Annotated in this window: 23 protein-coding genes; 7 read left to right on the forward strand and 16 right to left on the reverse strand. The window is 44.8% G+C overall.

What is annotated here, in order from left to right; genetic code table 11:
- Positions 1–337 precede the first annotated feature (337 nt).
- The 6 genes from LP107_RS12850 to LP107_RS12880 all read left to right on the forward strand — a co-directional run bounded on the left by LP107_RS12850 (position 338) and on the right by LP107_RS12880 (position 7,153).
- A complete protein-coding gene (locus LP107_RS12850) occupies positions 338–1,078 on the forward strand; it encodes a single-stranded DNA-binding protein (protein WP_112742704.1) in 741 nt (246 codons plus the stop codon).
- Positions 1,079–1,383: 305 nt separating this feature from the next.
- Complete coding sequence (locus LP107_RS12855; RefSeq protein WP_112742705.1) at positions 1,384–2,616, forward strand: beta-ketoacyl synthase N-terminal-like domain-containing protein; 1,233 nt, start codon at positions 1,384–1,386, stop codon at positions 2,614–2,616.
- A 304-nt stretch (positions 2,617–2,920) separates the two neighbouring features.
- Positions 2,921–3,130 carry a hypothetical protein gene (locus tag LP107_RS12860; RefSeq protein ID WP_078274420.1) on the forward strand — a complete coding sequence of 70 codons (210 nt, stop codon included), beginning with the start codon at positions 2,921–2,923 and terminating at the stop codon, positions 3,128–3,130.
- Between the two features lie 65 nt (positions 3,131–3,195).
- Positions 3,196–4,551: an anthranilate synthase component I family protein gene (locus tag LP107_RS12865; RefSeq protein ID WP_078274419.1), complete on the forward strand. Its 1,356-nt coding sequence runs from the start codon at positions 3,196–3,198 to the stop codon at positions 4,549–4,551.
- Positions 4,552–4,660: 109 nt separating this feature from the next.
- On the forward strand, positions 4,661–5,779 hold the full coding sequence (locus LP107_RS12870) for an acyl-CoA dehydrogenase family protein (RefSeq protein WP_078274418.1): 1,119 nt from the start codon (positions 4,661–4,663) through the stop codon (positions 5,777–5,779).
- A gap of 18 nt (positions 5,780–5,797) precedes the next feature.
- Entirely contained in the window at positions 5,798–7,153 is a 1,356-nt protein-coding gene (locus tag LP107_RS12880; protein ID WP_078274417.1) for an FAD-dependent oxidoreductase, read from the forward strand.
- Between the two features lie 256 nt (positions 7,154–7,409).
- Here LP107_RS12880 and LP107_RS12885 read toward each other — a convergent pair whose 3' ends face one another.
- Positions 7,410–7,964, reverse strand: a complete 555-nt coding sequence (locus LP107_RS12885) for a porin family protein (RefSeq protein ID WP_078274416.1) — start codon at positions 7,962–7,964, stop codon at positions 7,410–7,412.
- Between the two features lie 498 nt (positions 7,965–8,462).
- On the opposite strand from LP107_RS12885, the gene LP107_RS12890 reads away from it, so the two are divergent.
- On the forward strand, positions 8,463–9,113 hold the full coding sequence (locus tag LP107_RS12890; protein ID WP_078274414.1) for a phosphoglycolate phosphatase: 651 nt from the start codon (positions 8,463–8,465) through the stop codon (positions 9,111–9,113).
- Between the two features lie 83 nt (positions 9,114–9,196).
- Here LP107_RS12890 and LP107_RS12895 read toward each other — a convergent pair whose 3' ends face one another.
- From LP107_RS12895 to rpsN, 15 genes are all read right to left on the reverse strand, one after another.
- Complete coding sequence (locus LP107_RS12895) at positions 9,197–10,723, reverse strand: fumarate hydratase (RefSeq protein ID WP_078274413.1); 1,527 nt, start codon at positions 10,721–10,723, stop codon at positions 9,197–9,199.
- A gap of 575 nt (positions 10,724–11,298) precedes the next feature.
- The gene (rplQ, locus tag LP107_RS12900) at positions 11,299–11,658 is read right to left on the reverse strand and encodes a 50S ribosomal protein L17 (protein WP_029102652.1); all 360 of its coding nucleotides are present in this window, start codon (positions 11,656–11,658) and stop codon (positions 11,299–11,301) included.
- 18 nt (positions 11,659–11,676) lie between these two features.
- Positions 11,677–12,681: a DNA-directed RNA polymerase subunit alpha gene (locus LP107_RS12905; protein WP_078274412.1), complete on the reverse strand. Its 1,005-nt coding sequence runs from the start codon at positions 12,679–12,681 to the stop codon at positions 11,677–11,679.
- A 22-nt stretch (positions 12,682–12,703) separates the two neighbouring features.
- Positions 12,704–13,345 (reverse strand): 30S ribosomal protein S4, encoded by a 642-nt coding sequence (gene rpsD, locus LP107_RS12910; RefSeq protein WP_029102650.1) that lies wholly within the window; start codon positions 13,343–13,345, stop codon positions 12,704–12,706.
- A 10-nt stretch (positions 13,346–13,355) separates the two neighbouring features.
- Entirely contained in the window at positions 13,356–13,748 is a 393-nt protein-coding gene (rpsK, locus tag LP107_RS12915) for a 30S ribosomal protein S11 (protein WP_003656963.1), read from the reverse strand.
- A 20-nt stretch (positions 13,749–13,768) separates the two neighbouring features.
- Entirely contained in the window at positions 13,769–14,125 is a 357-nt protein-coding gene (gene rpsM / locus LP107_RS12920) for a 30S ribosomal protein S13 (RefSeq protein WP_029102649.1), read from the reverse strand.
- 128 nt (positions 14,126–14,253) lie between these two features.
- On the reverse strand, positions 14,254–14,370 hold the full coding sequence (gene rpmJ / locus LP107_RS12925) for a 50S ribosomal protein L36 (RefSeq protein WP_036364264.1): 117 nt from the start codon (positions 14,368–14,370) through the stop codon (positions 14,254–14,256).
- Positions 14,371–14,384: 14 nt separating this feature from the next.
- Entirely contained in the window at positions 14,385–15,707 is a 1,323-nt protein-coding gene (secY, locus tag LP107_RS12930; protein ID WP_078274411.1) for a preprotein translocase subunit SecY, read from the reverse strand.
- A 3-nt stretch (positions 15,708–15,710) separates the two neighbouring features.
- Entirely contained in the window at positions 15,711–16,151 is a 441-nt protein-coding gene (gene rplO / locus LP107_RS12935; RefSeq protein ID WP_078274410.1) for a 50S ribosomal protein L15, read from the reverse strand.
- The gene (gene rpmD, locus LP107_RS12940; protein WP_078274409.1) at positions 16,151–16,330 is read right to left on the reverse strand and encodes a 50S ribosomal protein L30; all 180 of its coding nucleotides are present in this window, start codon (positions 16,328–16,330) and stop codon (positions 16,151–16,153) included. The genes rplO and rpmD overlap by 1 nt, the downstream gene beginning before the upstream one ends.
- 15 nt (positions 16,331–16,345) lie before the next feature.
- Entirely contained in the window at positions 16,346–16,843 is a 498-nt protein-coding gene (rpsE, locus tag LP107_RS12945) for a 30S ribosomal protein S5 (RefSeq protein WP_029102645.1), read from the reverse strand.
- A 2-nt stretch (positions 16,844–16,845) separates the two neighbouring features.
- Positions 16,846–17,196: a 50S ribosomal protein L18 gene (gene rplR, locus LP107_RS12950; RefSeq protein ID WP_036387459.1), complete on the reverse strand. Its 351-nt coding sequence runs from the start codon at positions 17,194–17,196 to the stop codon at positions 16,846–16,848.
- A 15-nt stretch (positions 17,197–17,211) separates the two neighbouring features.
- Positions 17,212–17,745, reverse strand: a complete 534-nt coding sequence (gene rplF / locus LP107_RS12955) for a 50S ribosomal protein L6 (protein ID WP_065255090.1) — start codon at positions 17,743–17,745, stop codon at positions 17,212–17,214.
- 183 nt (positions 17,746–17,928) lie between these two features.
- Entirely contained in the window at positions 17,929–18,327 is a 399-nt protein-coding gene (rpsH, locus tag LP107_RS12960) for a 30S ribosomal protein S8 (RefSeq protein ID WP_078274408.1), read from the reverse strand.
- 11 nt (positions 18,328–18,338) lie between these two features.
- Positions 18,339–18,644 carry a 30S ribosomal protein S14 gene (gene rpsN / locus LP107_RS12965; protein WP_029102641.1) on the reverse strand — a complete coding sequence of 102 codons (306 nt, stop codon included), beginning with the start codon at positions 18,642–18,644 and terminating at the stop codon, positions 18,339–18,341.
- Between the last annotated feature and the right edge of the window lie 4 nt (positions 18,645–18,648).

The following is an 18,648-nucleotide window of genomic DNA, read 5'->3' on the forward strand; positions in this document are numbered from 1 at the left end:
ATTTTGACGATGAAAAACAAGATTTAGCCATTTTTCATGCAAAAATTAACAAAACAATAAGTTTTATCTCATTTTTATAAAATGTTATCAATGTTCAATACGCCCTACCTTGACTGCAAATAGATAAGTCAGGATATCTTATTCTGACTTATTTTAATTAAGATAATGGCAATACAATGCACAAATAAAAGCGACGGCATGCCAAAAGACAAACCGAAAAAGTAAACCCATTTAGTGAAAATATCGTCACGCTAAATATGTGAATTTAACCGTTTATTTAAAACAAATTTATTGAATCAAATCATTATTTTTAAACATCAAAAGTTGAGTAACCATCATGGCAAGTATTAATAAAGTAATTATCGTTGGTCGCTTAGGTCAAGACCCAGAAGTACGTCAATTCCAAAATGGCGGTAGCCTGACCAGTATTAACGTGGCGACTTCTGACCGCTGGACAGACAAAAACACAGGCGAGCAAAAAGAGCAGACCGAATGGCACCGTATCAGCCTATTTAACCGCCTAGGCGAGATTGCCGCCCAGTACCTACGCAAAGGGTCACTCGTGTATATCGAAGGCAGTCTGCACACTAGGAAATACACCGACCAACAAGGCATCGAGCGTTATAGCACCGAAGTACGAGCCAATCAAATGCAAATGCTTGACAGACGTGACAACAATGGCGGTGGCGACTGGCAGGGCAATCAGGGCTACAACAACCGCAACTTTGGCGGTGGCTACAACAACCAACAAAATAACCAATGGGGTAACGGGGGCGGTCAGCATGGCGGTTATCAGGGCAATAATGGCTTTGGTGGCAGTGCACCGCAACAAGGCGGCTATCAAAACGGCTTTAATAACCAGTCCCAAAATGGTTTTGGGCAAAATACCCCAAGCTACCAAAATAACAACCCCAATCAAGGCTTCGGTCAAGCCCCACAGCACGCCAATCAAGGCGGTCAAGACAATAACGCCCCCGCTCAAAATGGAGACAATCCATTCATGGGTGACAAACCCGCCCCCAAAGCGGTAACCCCGCCATCAGCCAGTGGCGTGGCAGACGATGACATGCCTTTTTAGTTATATTTATTGACAATAAAACGGTGGCTGCGGTCGCCGTTTTTTATGTGCTTTTTATGCTCTGGCTTTGGTTCAAAAAGTATGCTACAAAGAAAACCGTTCGTGGCGAGCTATGCCTGCCCATAACGGTTTTCCTACCCGCAGGCAGGCTCAGGACGAACGGAAAACCTAGTTCAGCATACTTTTTGGACTACTACCTATGCTCTTTTGTATGGCACGATAAATTTGATTGAAAATTTTACCTTTTTAGTTCATAATTTGTTACAATATCATCATTACATTTGTAAACTTTCTGGAAAATATTTATGAAAAGAGTCGTCATCACAGGCATGGGCATTGTCTCAAATATCGGCAATGACTTAGCTACCGTTACCGACAGCCTAAAAAACGGCAAATCAGGCATTATCTTTAACCAAAGCTATGCCGATAATGGCTTCAAATCGTGCGTGTCAGGCTCGATTGACCAAAGCACACTTGACGTATCAGGCATTGACCGCAAATTAAAACGCTTTATGTCGGATGCTAGCCTATACGCCTATGTGTCCGCCTTGTCTGCCATAGATAACGCAGGTCTCACCCTTGATGATGTGGCGGATAACGTGCGTGTGGCGGTGGTGGCGGGCTCAGGCGGAGCAAGCACGGCAGATGTGGTAGGCTCAGTGGATAACATGAAAGCCAAGGGACTGCGTGGCGTGGGAGCCATGGCAGTACCAAAAATCATGAGTAGCACGGTGTCCGCCACGCTTGCCACAGGGTTAAAGATTAAGGGCATTAGCTATTCGTTGTCGTCCGCTTGTGCCACGTCTAGCCACTGTATCGGTCATGCCATGGAGCTTATCCAGCTTGGCAAGGCGGACATGGTCATCGCAGGGGGCGGGGAGAGTGAGCATTGGACACAGTCGTGTATGTTTGATGCCATGGGGGCAATGAGTACGAGCTACAACGACACCCCCACAACCGCAAGTCGCCCTTATGATAGCACTCGAGACGGCTTTGTCATCGCAGGTGGTGGCGGTATGGTGGTTGTGGAGAGCTTAGAGCACGCACAGGCTCGTGGAGCGACAATCCTAGCGGAAATCGTAGGCTATGGGGCAACATCAGACGGAGCGGAAATGGTCGCCCCAAGCGGAGAAGGGGCAACTCGCTGTATGCAAATCGCCCTATCGCAGGCAGGGCTTGACACGGTGGATTATGTCAATTCGCACGGCACATCAACACCGCTTGGCGACATCACGGAACTACACGCCATTGCAGACGTGTTTGGCGGTGCGGACAAAACTCCACCCATTAGCTCAACCAAATCCATGACAGGGCATAGCTTAGGAGCAGTGGGCGTGCAAGAGCTGATTTATTGCGTGCTGATGATGAATAACGACTTTATCGCCCCGAGTATTAATATCACCGACATGGACGAAAAAGCCAAGCCTTTTGACATCGTTGAGACCACACGCCAAACCGAGATTAACACCGTCATGAGCAATAGTTTTGGTTTTGGTGGGACAAATTCGGCGTTGGTGGTTAAAAAGTTTGAAGGTTAATAAACTTAAAAAAGTCCGTTGTGATGACGGGCTTTTTTGTGTTAATATGGTTTGGGGTAATAAGAAACCAAAGGGTTTTTAAAATTGCCATAAAATGAGTGTTTAAGTAAGGTGCGTATCACGCACCATTAAAATTTCAGGCTTTGGTTCAAAAAGTATGCTACAAAGAAAACCGTTCGTGGCGAGCTATGCCTGCCCATAACGGTTTTCCTACCCGTAGGCATAGCTCAGGGCGAACGGAAAACCTAGTTCAGCATACTTTTTGGACTACTATCAAATTTCAAAGCACCTTACTAGACCAAAAATGAACACAAAAGAAATTCAAAATGACAATTTAACTTTTCAATCGTCTGTCTCAAACAAAGGATTGGGTGATGAGTTGTTTGAATTATTTGCCAATTTTGACGATGATTTTATTTGTGCCATAAAAGATAGGGATAATGAGCCACCCCAAGAGCGAGAAAAACTTGATTGTATTGATGATAAAAGCTGTGGATTGAATGATTTGGCATAAATTTAACCCTTTCCCTTTTCCCCATTTTCCCTTACAATTCACCTTTTTTCTTTATCATTTTAAAAATGCTCACACACCACTTTACCACCACCCACAGTCCAAGCACCCTTACCGCCTTGATTGCCACGCACCACCCCGATTGGCAGGTGTGTTTTTTGCACAACGCTCATCGCCCTGTCATCGGCATTTGCCCAAAAACCGCTTGGCAGATTGAATTTGACGGCACATTCATTACCCACCGCTTTGACCGCCACACAGGGCAAACTACCGCCTACGCCACCACTTACAGCGATTGGCAAAATAAACTCATCGCCTATGGCAAAAACTTGGATTGCCCTAGCCAAAAAGACGAATACACACACGGCTTAATGGGCTTTATCGGTTATGACCTATCAGCTCATGAATTAAATCCTAACATCGCTATCAAGCCCAACCAGCCTTGTGCTTATTTTGGGCATTATGATATTTATATTAAGCCGTGCGAGCATGGATTTGACTTGATTGGCATAAATGCTGATAAAGATATTTTTGATGAAATAAAAAATAGTTTAACTGATTTATTAAATCAACAATTACCAAAACCAACACCTGCCCAATTTATCTCATCATGGCAAAAATCGAATTATAATCACGCATTTAACCAAACCCAAGAATATATCAAGGCAGGCGATACTTATCAAATTAACCTTACCCAAAAATGGCAAGCAGATTTGGGTAATTTGGCCAGTTATTTGCCCCATTTGCAAGATAAAATCAATGCCCCATTTGCAGGGTTTTTAAAATTAGGTGAATTTGAAATTTTATCGGTATCGCCTGAATTGTTTTTTGAATTTCATAAAATAGAAAATACCATTCATATTATTACCAAACCCATAAAAGGCACACGCCCACGCCATGATGATATTGATATAGACAATGAGTTAAAAAATGAATTAGCGAACAGCGAAAAAGACATTAGCGAAAATTTAATGATTGTGGATTTACTGCGTAATGACTTAGGCAAATACGCCCATATCGGCACGGTAAAAACACCCAAACGCTTTGCCATTGAAACTTTTAAAAATGTACATCACATGGTTAGCACCATTACCGCCCAATTAAAGGACGTACATAGCCTAGAAGTCTTATTTGGCAGTTTGCCCGCAGGGTCAATCACAGGCACACCAAAAAAACGGGCGTGCGAGATTATCCATGAATTAGAAATCTCCCCCCGTGGGGCGTATTGCGGAACCATGGGCTATATGAATTTTGACGGTACGGGCAATTGGAATGTACTCATTCGCACGTTGCAAAAATGGCAAAAGGCAGAACTTTGGGCAGGGGGCGGTATTACCATAAAATCGGATATGGAGAGTGAATACCAAGAATGTTTGGATAAGGTGGGGAATATATTGCAGATGATACATGACAAGTGCGAATAAATGCACCCATGTTCCCAAATATGCTATACTTATGCCAAATCGGAAAATAATAAGCCCGTTCTTTCATTTTATAATACCACTTATTCCAAAACGACATAAGAGCCTTTTCATGTTTCACTTTACCGACCAAACTGCCTTTTTAGACAACATCGCCACACTTGCCAACACACACATCGCCCCCAAAGTCATTGACATTGACAAGGGTTATTACCCCCTAGCTGAGATGGCTGAGCTGGGCAAGGCAGGACTGTTCGCCCCACACCTAAACGCCCACGGCAACCGCTTTGATTTGGCAATCCTTGCCAATGCCAACGTGGGGCGAGTGTGTGGCACGACCGCTTTTTTGACGTGGTGTCATCAAGTGATGGGGCTGTATATTGACCAATCGGACAACAGCCTGTTAAAGGGCGAATTTTTGGACAACCACGCCCTTGCCCACACCTTTGGCGGTACCGCTCTGTCCAACCCAATGAAGGCATGGGCAAACATCGAGAGCATGAAATTTGTCGCCAAAAAGGACGGCAGCGGCTACAAAGTTGGCGGTATCCTGCCGTGGATTAGCCACATCAAAGACGGTCAATACTGCGGTGCCGTGGCACAGATAGATGGCACGGACGATGAAGTGTTTTTCCTTTTGCAGTTTGATAAAGCACGCCAAAGTTCGTGGCAACTGCACCCTTGCCCTGCATTTAGTGGCATGGAAGGGTCTAGCACGCTACGTATTGAGCTGACCGACTATCCCATCAGTACCGACGACATCATCGCCCTACCCTGCAAAGCATTCATCGCCCGTATTCGCTCGGCATTTGTGCTCATGCAACTTGGTATCGGAGCAGGGATTATCATGGGAGCCATTGACGACATCAAAGAAGGCACGGCGGTCTCCAACGCCTTTTTAGAAGACCAAGCAGGCAGTCTAACCTTGGAGCTTGACAATCTGGTCGCCAAAACCCTAAGCCTTGGCAAAGACCCCTTTAACAGCGACAAAGAGTTTTTCTTAGACGTGCTAAACGTGCGTGAACAAGGGGCAATGCTGACCCTAAAAGCCACCCAATCTGCCATGCTTCACCAAGGAGCAAAAGGCTATCTGATGACTGCCCACCCCCAACGTCGTCTGCGTGAAGCTCAGTTTGTGGCGATTGTCACGCCTGCCATCAAGCATTTGCGTCATCTATCTCATCAGCTGATGGATGAACCCAAAGTTAAACCGATTGAGTATTTCATTTAAATTTATAAAAAGGTAATCATGACAACTTCCCCCACCGATGGTCGTGGTGCATGGCGTAAATTTATCTGCCTTGCCTGTGGCTATATCTACGATGAAGAACTGGGCGACCCCGAAGACGGCTTGCCTGCTGGCACTCGTTTTGAAAACATTCCCGATGACTGGCAATGTCCGCTGTGTGGTGTACGCAAAAGCGACTTTGAGCCTTATGAAGAGACAAGCCACATCGCCCCTGCCGTCGTCTTTGACCGCACCGAGCGTGGCGTGGTCATCGTTGGGGCGGGTCTTGCAGGTTGGGCGATGGTAGACGCTTTGCGTGCTTTGGACAAGGACTTGCTCATCACACTCATCAGTGCCGATGATGCTGACCGTTATCACAAGCCCATGCTGTCGGTCGCCCCATCCCAAAACAAAGGACGAGCCGAACTGGTGCGTGCCACGGGCAGTCAGTCTGCCCTTGATAACAACGTACGTCTGCTTGCCAACACCTACGTCACCAACATTGACACTCACACCCAGAGCCTGCACACCACCCGTGGCACGGTATATTATGATAAACTCATTCTGGCCATCGGTGCTAGCCCTGCCTATCCGCCCACCATCGCCAAAGAGATGGCATGGCACGTCAATCATTTGGAACGGTTTGACGAACTCAAATCCCGCCTAACTACTCCCAAGCACGTCGCCATCATCGGGGCAGGCATGATTGGCACCGAGCTTAGCGAAGACTTGATAAAGGCAGGTCATAAGGTCAGTCTCATTGACGTACACCCCCGACCCTTATCCGCCCTACTGCCTGCCATGGCAGGTGAGCGGATTTTAAACGCCATTGTAGCCCTTGGGGTAAATTGGCTCGGTCATAGCATGGTCAAAGGTGTAAATGCCACCGCACACGGCTATGAGATTGACTTATTTGACTGCGACAGCGAGACGGTCAGCCCCTTACTGGTCGATGAAATCATCGTCGCCACAGGGCTTCACGTTCACGAACGCCTGCCCTTGCGTGCCAATCTGACCTTTAACAAACACACAGGCATCGCCGTCAATCCCCAAACCCTACAAACGAGCGTGCCTGACATCTACGCCCTAGGCGACTGTATCAGCATTGATGGCGTGCCTTGTCGATATGTCGCCCCCCACCGCTCACAGGCGAGCGTCATTGCAGGGCAAATCACCCAACAAGACGGACAGGGCACCATCTACAAACACACCCCACCGATGATTCGCCTAAAAAATAAATGCATCAGCGTCACCGCCAACGGTCTGCCCAAAGGCGTGGGCAACTGGCATGTGCTTAGCGATGATGAAAACGGGCTTGTGCTTGAGATGAGAGAACATGGTAATGTCGTGGCAACAGCAACGATAAAATCGCCCTAACAAGTAAAAATACAAAGATAAAAAATATTCGGGGCGATGATTTGCCCTGTTTTTTATGAACGACGAGATTTTATAATCGGTTCATCTCAAATAAACCATCAAAGGGCATGGAAAGCACGCCCCCACAAAGACATTTTTCATATTTGCATTGGTGCAAATTGGGGTTAATTTGCCATAATTGAGCTTACAATACTTTGAACGACAAAAAAACAACCGTAAATCGCTCTACGGTTGTTCATGTCATGGAGTGCCAAAATTAGAATGCTAGGTGAGCACCTACGCCCCACATGTTGGCATCAGAGTTTAGGTAGTTATAACCTGCTTCGATACCGAAGTTAGCGGTTGGTTGGAAACCCAGACCCACGCCACCAGCGATTGACGTTTTGTCTGTTTCGCTAAAATATAGGTTGCTGTTGGTTGTTTTGTTTTCAACTTCTGTTTTAGACAGACCCAATTTACCTTTGGCATAGACTGGTGAGTTGTTGAAGTGGTAACGATAAGTACCATACGCACCATAAGTCTTCGCTTTTAGTTCGTACTCATTGCCATTATGGTTATATTTTTCGCTGTCAGCACCTTGGTATTCTAGCTCAACACCGACGTTTTGGTCGAAGTTATAACCACCATATACGCCATAAGCAGTCAAGTCACCTTTATGACCACGAGCGTTATCAACGTCAAATTGACCTACTTTTACGCCCACATAAGGCTGACCCACGCTATTTGCACCGTAGCTTACGGCAGCACTGGCACTCATTGCCAATAGTGATGACGCACCAAGAGCTAATAGGGTTTTGTTTAGTGTTTTCATGGTTTCTCTCCAATTGTGGTGCAAGCACCGAGTTTGTTTATTATCTCGTCATCTGATGGTTCGTCATCAGTGCCGATGTGTGTATAGTAACAAAATATTTCTTAAAAACTGTGCGTGTTTGTGGTGTTAAATGTAAAGTTTTGCAAAATTTCGCCCTACCCCCTTTTACATCTGCCCAATTTTGCAATATTTTGTTACTTTTATCACAATCTACGCCCAAATATTACGTTATTTTGCCAAAAAAAACATTCTTATTTATCATCAAAAACACCCAAAATCAGTTCAATCTTTTTAAAATTTTTGAAAATTTCAGCAAATTTTCCCCAAAAATTTTTAAAATCATCAAAAATTCTGGGCGATTTTTGGTAAAAATGGGTAAGTTTTACATAAATTGTTACAATTTACGCCAAGTTTTCATGATTTTTTGGTCAATGTTACAAACTTTTTGATAAAATCTAAGTTAAATCTTTTGGTAAATTTTAAAAAATAGGCAAATTTATGACAAAATCACTCATCATTTTTGATTTGGATGGCACACTCATTGACAGCGTGCCTGATTTGGCGGATGGCGTGGACAAAATGCTTGCTCATTTTGACAAATCCCCTGCTGGCACGGATAACGTACGGACGTGGGTGGGTAATGGCTCGGTAAAACTCGTGGAGCGGGCATTAGTGTGGGCGGAGCTATCACTTGACAATCTGCACCACGCCCATAAGATATTTTTAAAAGAATACGCCACTTGTCAAGGCAAAACGGTGGAGTACAATGGGGTAACGGACGGATTAAACCGCCTTATAACACAAGGATTTACACTGGCTCTTTGTACCAATAAGCCTGCCCAATTTTTGCCCGAAATTTTAAATAACATGGGCTGGACGGACAAATTCGCCTGTGTCATTGGGGGCGACAGTTTGCCTACTAACAAGCCAGACCCCGCCCCACTTTTGCATATCTGCACCACGCTTGGCATGGATAAATCGCAAGCGGTCATGGTGGGCGACTCCAAAAATGACATCTTAGCAGGACAAAACGCAGGGATAACCACGCTTGCCCTAACCTATGGCTATAACTATGGCGAGCCGATTGCCGACAGTCGCCCTGATGGAGTGTTTGATGAGTTTGGCGATTTGGTTACATCTCTTTTATAACTCACAAAAACACACCCCAAAGACCTTGCTTGAGACCTTGCTTGGGGTGTGTGCTGTGGTTTATTGACCGAACATTTGGACGTTTAGCCTTCCAACACAGGGATTTTACCGATTTTGGCTTGCCAGATTTTTGGGGCGGTGGCGTGTACCGATACGCCATTGCTATCTACCGCCACCGTTACAGGCATGTCCTTGACTTCAAATTCATAAATCGCTTCCATACCAAGCTCAGGAAAGGCGACCACTTTGGCATTTTTAATGGCTTTTGACACCAAATATGCCGAACCGCCCACCGCCATGAGATAGACTGCTTTGTTATCAGCAATGGCTTCACAGGCGATTTTACCACGCTCGGATTTACCAATCATACCCAAAAGACCTGTTTGTTCTAGCATTTGACGGGTAAATTTATCCATACGAGTGGCGGTTGTCGGTCCTGCTGGCCCCACCACTTCATCACGCACAGGGTCAACAGGCCCAACGTAGTAGATGAGCTTGTTGGTAAAATCTACTGGCAAGGTTTCGCCATTATTTAGCATGTCAGTCATGCGTTTGTGAGCGGCATCTCGCCCTGTGTAGATTTTGCCGTTTAATAGTAGCACATCGCCTGTTTGCCATGTCGCCACTTCTTCTTTGGTTAGGGTATCCACATTGACACGCTTGCCACTGTCAGGACTATAAGTAATGTCAGGATACACGTCCATGCTTGGCGGTTCTAGGTTTACCGCCCCTGTGCCGTCAAGCTCAAATTCCACGTGGCGAGTGGCGGCACAGTTGGGAATCATCGCCACAGGCTTACTGGCTGCGTGCGTTGGATAGTCTAGGATTTTGACATCAAGCACGGTGGTCAATCCGCCCAAGCCCTGTGCCCCAATGCCAAGTGCGTTTACCTTTTTAAAGAGTTCAAGGCGTAGACTCTCTGTGGTAGAAAGCTCTGCTCCGCTTTCAGCTTTGGCTTTTAGCTCATGAATATCAATATGGCTCATAAGACTTTCTTTGGCAAGTAGCGTGGCTTTTTCGGGCGTGCCACCGATACCAATACCCAAAATACCCGGGGGACACCACCCTGCACCCATTTCAGGAACGCTCTTTAACACCCAATCCACGATACTGTCAGACGGGTTTAGCATGGCAAGTTTGGATTTGTTCTCACTACCGCCCCCTTTGGCGGCACAGGTAACTTCTACCTTGTCGCCTGCCACGATTTCCATGTGAATGACGGCAGGGGTATTGTCTTTGGTGTTGGTACGTTTGCCTGCAGGGTCGGCAAGTACAGACGCACGCAGGGTGTTATCAGGGTGATTGTAGGCACGGCGAACGCCTTCGTTGACCATGTCCGCCACGCTCATGTCACTGTCCCACGTTACATTCATGCCAACTTTTAAAAATACAGTCGCAATCCCTGTATCTTGGCAAATCGGACGTTTGCCCTCGGCACACATACGGCTGTTTACCAAAATTTGAGTCATGGCATCTTTGGCGGCAGGGTTTTCTTCACGCTCTAAGGCTTCGGTCAGGGCTTCGATATAATCGGTGGGGTGATAGTAGCTGATGTACTGAAATGCGTCTGCGATGGAGGCGATAAAGTCGTCTTTTTTGATGACAGTCATGTGAATTCCTTGTGATTGGCTCGCTAAAAAGCTGGCTGTTTTTATGGTCAAACAAATTTACAATAAGACAAACGAAGTTGTACAAATAGTACTATGAGTGGGTGTGACGCAAGTATTATTGCAAAGTTGGCAGACCATTTACTAAAAGCGGTATTATTGTAGCACAGATTATTACTGCTTTAAAATGCTTTTCCTAATTACCGCACAGGGTAATTGTACCACATCCCACAAAACAACAAGTGTTTAAAATAAGACCCATTTTACAAAGTTCTCACTCTACTATGTTTAATAGAAAGTTTGACATAACCACTTACTCAAACTAAATTTAATACAGTACAAATTAACAAGGCGTACTCATCATTGATGGCATCTTTACAGATATGATAAAAATTTGATGATTTAATCAATTTTTGCATGGGAAATAACAAAAACAGACTCACCCTAATTTTAAAGTTTTTAGCTATAATTTAACACCAATCGTATTTTTATTTGCCAGAAGCACCAACAAACCAAAATTTATGCAACAAAAAAACCAAACCTTAAAAAAGATTTGGTTTTTGTAGAAGTATTGACTATTATGGACGGTCAACCAATTCTACATAAGCCATTGGTGCATTATCACCATCACGATAACCGCATTTGATGATACGCAAATAACCACCTGGACGAGTCTTGTAACGTGGTCCTAGCTCATTGAAAAGCTTACCAACGGTTGCCTTGTTACGAGTACGATTAAAAGCAAGACGACGGTTTGCAACGCTGTCTTCTTTTGCCAGAGTGATGAGTGGCTCTGCTACACGACGTAGCTCTTTTGCTTTTACCAACGTAGTTTTAATTAGCTCATGTTCAATCAATGAATTGGTCATGTTTTGGAACATAGCCTTACGATGGCTGCTGGTGCGACCCAGCTTGACTCCGCTATTACGATGTCGCATGGTCAGTATCCTTTAAAATTAACGGCTACGGTAAGAAAAACGGTCATCAACTCGCAAATCGCTTGGTGGCCAGGTCTCTAAACGCATGCCCAACTCCAAACCTTTTGACGCAAGTACGTCTTTGATTTCAGTCAATGATTTCTTACCTAAATTTGGTGTTTTTAGAAGTTCAGTTTCGGAACGTTGCACCAAATCACCGATGTAGTAAATGTTTTCAGCTTTCAAGCAGTTTGCTGAACGAACCGTTAGTTCAAGGTCGTCCACTGGGCGTAATAGCACAGGGTCAATCTCTTCTTTTTCTTTAACTGGTTCAGGGGCTTCTTCGGCTTCTAAATCAACGAAGATTGCAATTTGTTGTTGCAAAATCGTAGCCGCCTTACGAATCGCCTCTTCAGGGTCAATCGTGCCATTAGTTTCAAGCTCAATGATGAGCTTATCAAGGTCGGTACGTTGCTCAACACGAGCATTTTCAACGTCATAAGCCACACGCAAAATAGGGCTAAAACTTGCATCAAGTTTCAAACGCCCAATCGCTTTAGAATTGGCATCTTCACGACGCTGATTAGCAGGCTCATAGCCACGACCCGTTACCACACGCAAACGCATTTTTAAATGCCCACGTTCACTTAATGTACCAAGTACCAATTCAGGGTTGGCAATCTCAACATTATGTGGCAACTCAAGGTCAGCAGCAGTTACAACACCTGCACCCTTTTTATCCAATGTTAAATAAGCTTCGTTTTGGTCATGTAAAATGATTGCCAAACCTTTTAGGTTCAAAAGCAAATCTAGCACATCCTCTTGTAAACCCTCTAGTGTTGAATACTCATGATCAACGCCTTCAATTTCAGCTTCAATCACGGCAGCACCAGACAACGAAGATAAAAGAATGCGACGAAGAGCATTACCTAATGTATGCCCAAAGCCACGTTCTAACGGCTCGAGCGTGACCTTAGCAGTCGTTTCATTAACCGTATCTACATTAATTGCAGACGGTGTTAGAAACTCAGTTACATTTGTCATAAGTCACCTCGATTAGTTCGGATTATTTAGAATATAGTTCTACAATCAAGCTTTCGTTAATTTCAGCAGGTAGGTCACTGCGATCTGGTGCAGTTTTGAACGTACCTTGTAGTTTGCTGTGATCAACTTCTAGCCATTCTGGAATGCCACGTTGAGTCGCAAGCTCTACTGCGTTTTTAATACGAAGTTGTTCTTTTGACTTCTCATGCACAGCAATCACATCACCGTCTTGAACTTGGATTGAAGGAATGTTCACACGAACAAACTCATCACGACCTGCTTTTTTTAGCAGGATTGCACGGTGGCTTACCAACTGACGTGCTTCTGCACGAGTAGCACCAAAGCCCATACGATAAACAACGTTATCCAAACGGCGTTCTAGCATACCAAGTAGGTTTTCACCAGTAGCGCCACGCATACGAGCAGCTTCTTTATAGTAGTTTGAGAATTGACGCTCAAGCACACCATACATACGTTTTACTTTTTGCTTCTCGCGAAGTTGTAGGGCGTATTCAGAAGCCTTATTTTGGCTATTGCCATGCTGACCAGGTACGCGACCTGATTTTTTTGTCTTAACGTCGTAAGCTTTTACACCTGATTTGAGTTGCAAGTCAGTACCTTCACGGCGAGACAATTTTAGTTTTGGACCAATATAACGGGCCATGAGTATCTCCTTAAACGCGGCGTTTCTTAGGCGGGCGGCAGCCGTTGTGTGGAATTGGGGTTACATCGCTGATGCTGTTAATTTTATAACCCAATGCACCTAATGCACGAACCGCAGACTCACGACCTGGTCCTGGACCTTTAACCAAGACATCAACGTTTTTAACACCATAGGTTTCTTGTGCTGTTTTACCAGCAACTTCAGCAGCAACCTGTGCAGCAAAAGGCGTTGATTTACGTGAACCACGGAAGCCTTGTCCACCTGAGGTGGCCCAAGCCAATGCATTACCCTGACGATCGGTAATGGTTACAATGGTGTTATTAAAAGACGCATGAATATGGGCGATACCTTCAGATACCGAACGACGTGCCACTTTTTTGCGGCTACGAGTGTCTTTTGCCATCTTTTAGCTTCCTAAATTAGTTACTTTTTAATTGCTTTGCGAGGACCTTTACGGGTACGCGCGTTGGTTTTAGTGCGTTGACCACGAACTGGAAGACCACGGCGGTGACGAAGACCACGGTAGCAACCCAAATCGACCAAACGCTTGATGTTCATTGAAATTTCGCGACGAAGGTCACCTTCGGTAGCGTAATTTGCAACTTCTGCACGAACAGCATCCAGTTGTGAATCATCTAACTGACCAATTTTGGTGGTCTCGCTGATACCTACGGTTGCCAAGATTTTCTTAGCAGTAGTGCGACCAATACCAAAAATGTAAGTTAGCGAAATCACAGCGTGTTTGTTGTCCGGAATGTTTACACCGGCAATACGAGCCATTGATTTCTCTCCGTTAGCACAAATGCTAGGCATTTGCTGTTTTACTCTACTGATATCCTAGATAACAGCATGGCAAGTAGCGGATAATACAATATCCGCTACAAAATTGCAAGTATTAATTTGTAAAATTAACCTTGACGTTGCTTATGACGTGGCTCTGAACTGCAAATAACGAGTACTTTACCTTTACGGCGTACGATTTTGCAACTGCCACAGATTTTTTTTACAGACGCTTGAACTTTCATGTCTACTCCTAATGTCATTTAGACTGGATTAAAGTTTGATCATGGTATTGATGGGTCATCAGATGTGCTTGCACCTGTGCGATGAAGTCCATAAGTACAACCACCATAATCAATAAAGATGCACCACCTAACTGAAAAGGCACGCCAAATGACGTTTGAATTACCATTGGCATTAGGCAAATGATCGCCATATACATCGCACCAATAAACGTTAGGCGATTTAGGACAAAATCCAAATATCGTTTCGTTTGCTGTCCTGGACGTATACCAGGAATATAAGCACCACTACGCTTTAAATTCTCTGCCACCTCACCTGGGTTAAACATCAATGCTGTATAAAAATAACAGAAAAAGATGATTAGCACGCCAAACAGTAATAAGTACAAAGGACTGCCTGGCTGTAAGATGAGTGAAATGTTCTGTATGATATTTTGCAGTGTGGTTGGATTCGCCGAAGAACCTGCCCATTGCCCCAAACTTGCAGGCAACATCAGCAATGAGCTAGCAAAAATCGCTGGAATCACCCCTGCCATATTGAGCTTTAATGGCAAATGTGATTGTTGCTGAGCATAAACTTTACGCCCTTCTTGCTGTTTTTGAGCATAATTAACAGGCACACGACGTTGGGCACGTTCAATATAAACAATGCCAGCCGTCACTGCCAAGCCCAACAACGCAAAGATAAGGACAACCATTAAGTTCATGTCTTGACTAAATGCACCTGCAATCATGCCAGGGGCACTTGATACGATGCTGGCAAAAATAAGCATGGATATGCCGTTGCCAATGCCACGCTCAGTAATCTGCTCACCAAGCCACATCAAGAACATCGCTCCTGCGACCAATGAAGTCACCGCAGGAATCATGAAAGTCAAACCAGAGCTTAATGTCAAACCACCAGCAACAAGACCTGCTGACATACCAACCGCTTGCACAAATGCTAAAGCCAGTGTACCTTGCCTCGTGTATTTATTTAAAATACGCCGACCAGATTCACCTTCTTTTTTTAGGGCATCAAGCGAAGGTATCACCGCTGACATCATCTGTACCACAATGGATGCTGAGATATAAGGCATGATACCCAGTGCCATGATGGACATACGCTCCAAAGCACCGCCTGAGAACATGTTAAACATGCCCAAAAAGGTGTTTTGACTGCCATCAAAAAATTGAGCAAGACGGATAGGATTCATACCTGGTACAGGAATGTGCGAACCTAAACGATAGACAATCAACGCCCCAAGCAAAAATAACATGCGATGCCATAGCTCATCATACTTACGAATAAAAGCCAATGGATTTAATGGAATGCCTGATTTAGACGTTGATTTAGACATGGATTACTCCTCGACGCTACCGCCAGCGGCAACGATGGCCTCTTTTGCACCTTTAGTAACTTTTACGCCTTTAAAGGTTAAAGCACGGCTAATTTCGCCTGATAGGATAATACGAGCACGCTTCATGTCACCACGGATGATGTTGGCAGCTTTTAGCGTTTCAAGTGTTACCTGATTGCCTTCAATTTTGTTAAGCTCTGATAAACGCACTTCGGCTGTTGTCAAGGCCAGTTGGCTGGTAAAACCAAATTTTGGCAAACGGCGATAGATAGGCATTTGACCGCCTTCAAAGCCTGCTGGAATGCTTGAGCCTGAACGTGAAGTTTGACCCTTGATACCACGACCACCAGTCTTACCTAGACCTGAACCGATACCACGACCACGACGTTGGGCAGTCTTTTTTGCACCCACTGCTGGGGCAAGTTCATTTAAACGAAGACCCATTACGCTTCCTCCACTTTAACCATGTAATATACACGATTTACCATACCACGAGTAGATGGTGTATCTTCTACTTCTACGGTATGACCAATGCGACGTAGTCCCAAACCTTTTAGGCAGGCTTTGTGGCTTGCCAAACGGTGTGAGCTAGACTTAGTTTGAGTAATTTTCATTATTTTCATAACACCCACCTACTCTTAGCCCAAAATTTCTTCAACGGATTTGCCACGTTTAGCAGCAACTTGCTCTGGTGAAACCATGTCACGCAGACCTTTAAAGGTTGCATAGACCACATTGGCAGCATTAGTAGAGCCGTAGCATTTCGCCAATACGTCTTGAACGCCAGCAACTTCTAGCACAGCACGCATTGCACCACCAGCAATAACGCCAGTACCTTCTGATGCAGGTTGCATGTATACTTTTGAGGCACCGTGACGAGCATTAATAGGGTGTTGTAGTGTTGTGCCAGCAAGCTCAACAGTAATCATATTACGCTTAGCAGCTTCTAGTGCTTTTTGGATGGCAGCAGGCACTTCACGAGCCTTGCCACGACCAAAACCAACACGACCATTACCATCACCAACTACTGTCAGTGCAGTGAAGGAGAATATACGACCACCTTTTACAACTTTTGCCACACGGTCAACGGCAACCAATTTTTCTACCAAACCGTCAGTTTGTTCAACTTTTGCCATGATTAGAACTCCAATCCGTTTTCACGAGCAGCGTCAGCTAATGCTTTAACACGGCCATGATATTTAAAACCACTACGGTCAAATGCAACCTTAGTGATGCCCGCAGCTTTTGCACGCTCTGCAATCAGTGCACCCACAGCTTTTGCCGCCTCAACATTACCAGTCGCACCTGAGCGAAGGGTTGAATCAAGAGTTGATGCTTGAGCCAAAACCACACCGCCTGTTGGGGCGATGATTTGGGCATAGATGTGACGTGGCGTGCGAGTAACGGTCAAACGGTTAGCACCTAATTGACGGATATGGGCACGGGTTTTTTTTGCTCGGCGAAGACGAGCTGATTTTTTATCCAACATGTTTGCTCACCTTACTTATTTTTTCTTAGCTTCTTTACGAAGAACCACTTCATCGCTATAACGAACACCTTTACCTTTATAAGGCTCTGGTGGGCGGAAGCTACGAATCTTAGCTGCTGCTTGACCCAATTTTTGCTTGTCGTTTGATTTTAGAACGATTTCAGTTTGACTTGGGCTTTCAGCAGTCACACCTTCAGGAAGATTATAAGCAATCGGGTGAGAGAAACCTAAGTTAAGGTTTACCACATTGCCAGCAACTTGGGCACGGTAACCAACACCGATAAGTTGCAAACGACGTTCAAAACCCTCACTCACACCCTGAACCATGTTGTTCAACAATGCACGCACAGTACCTGTGTGCATCCACGCTTCTTTGGTGTCTTTGACAGGAGCAAGAGTAACCACGTTATCTTCTTGCTTTAGCTCGACCAAATCATGCAGGCGTAAAGACAAAGAACCGTTTTTGCCCTTAACTTCAACCTGCTGACCGTTCAAAGTAACGCTGGTACCCGCAGGTAGCGTTACTGGGGCTTTAGCCACACGAGACATAGGAATTTCCTTTAATGATAAAAACAACCATCAATAACTGATGGCAACGAATAGCAACCAACTCTCACTATCCAAGATAATTTAAATTGGTTAAAAAGCAGGGTATTATAACACAAAAAATCCTTAGAGTAAACTAAGGATTTTTATTTTTATCACTTTAAATAAAAATAACAAATAAAGTGATTAGGCAACCAAAGCGATAACTTCACCGCCGATGCCAGCTGCACGTGCTGCACGGTCGCTCATGATGCCTTTGCTGGTAGAGATGATGGCAACGCCCAAGCCTTTTTGAACGCTTGGTAGCTCATCTTTCCCACGATATTGGCGTAGACCAGGACGGCTATAACGCTTGAGTTCAGAGATAACGCCTTTGCCTTGGTAGTACTTTAGTTCAATGTTTAGAACTTTTTTGTTGTTTTCGCCGTCAATAACTTCAGCAGAAGTTAGATAGCCTTCAGCAACCAATAAATCAGCAATTGATTTACGTAGCTTAGAAGCAGGCATTTCTACACTGGGTTTATTTCTTGATTGTGCGTTGCGAATGCGGGTTAGCATATCAGCAACTGGATCTTGCATACTCATTGCGATACTCCTTACCAGCTAGCTTTACGAACGCCAGGTACATCACCTTGCATTACACGCTCACGCAGTTTGTTGCGTGATAGACCAAATTTACGGAAATAGCCGTGTGGACGACCAGTCAAGCCACAGCGATTACGCAAACGAACTGGTGATGAGTTACGTGGCAATGCTTGTAGAGCAAGCATTGCGTCTAAACGCTCTTCATCACTGGCATTTACATCACTGATGACTGCTTTTAGCTGTGCACGCTTCTCGGCGTACTTAGCAACTGTTTTTTCGCGTTTTAATTCGCGATTAATCATGCTTTTCTTAGCCATAACA

Origin of the sequence: Moraxella bovis (assembly GCF_025985205.1) — a bacterium.
Classification (GTDB): Bacteria; Pseudomonadota; Gammaproteobacteria; order Pseudomonadales; family Moraxellaceae; genus Moraxella; species Moraxella bovis.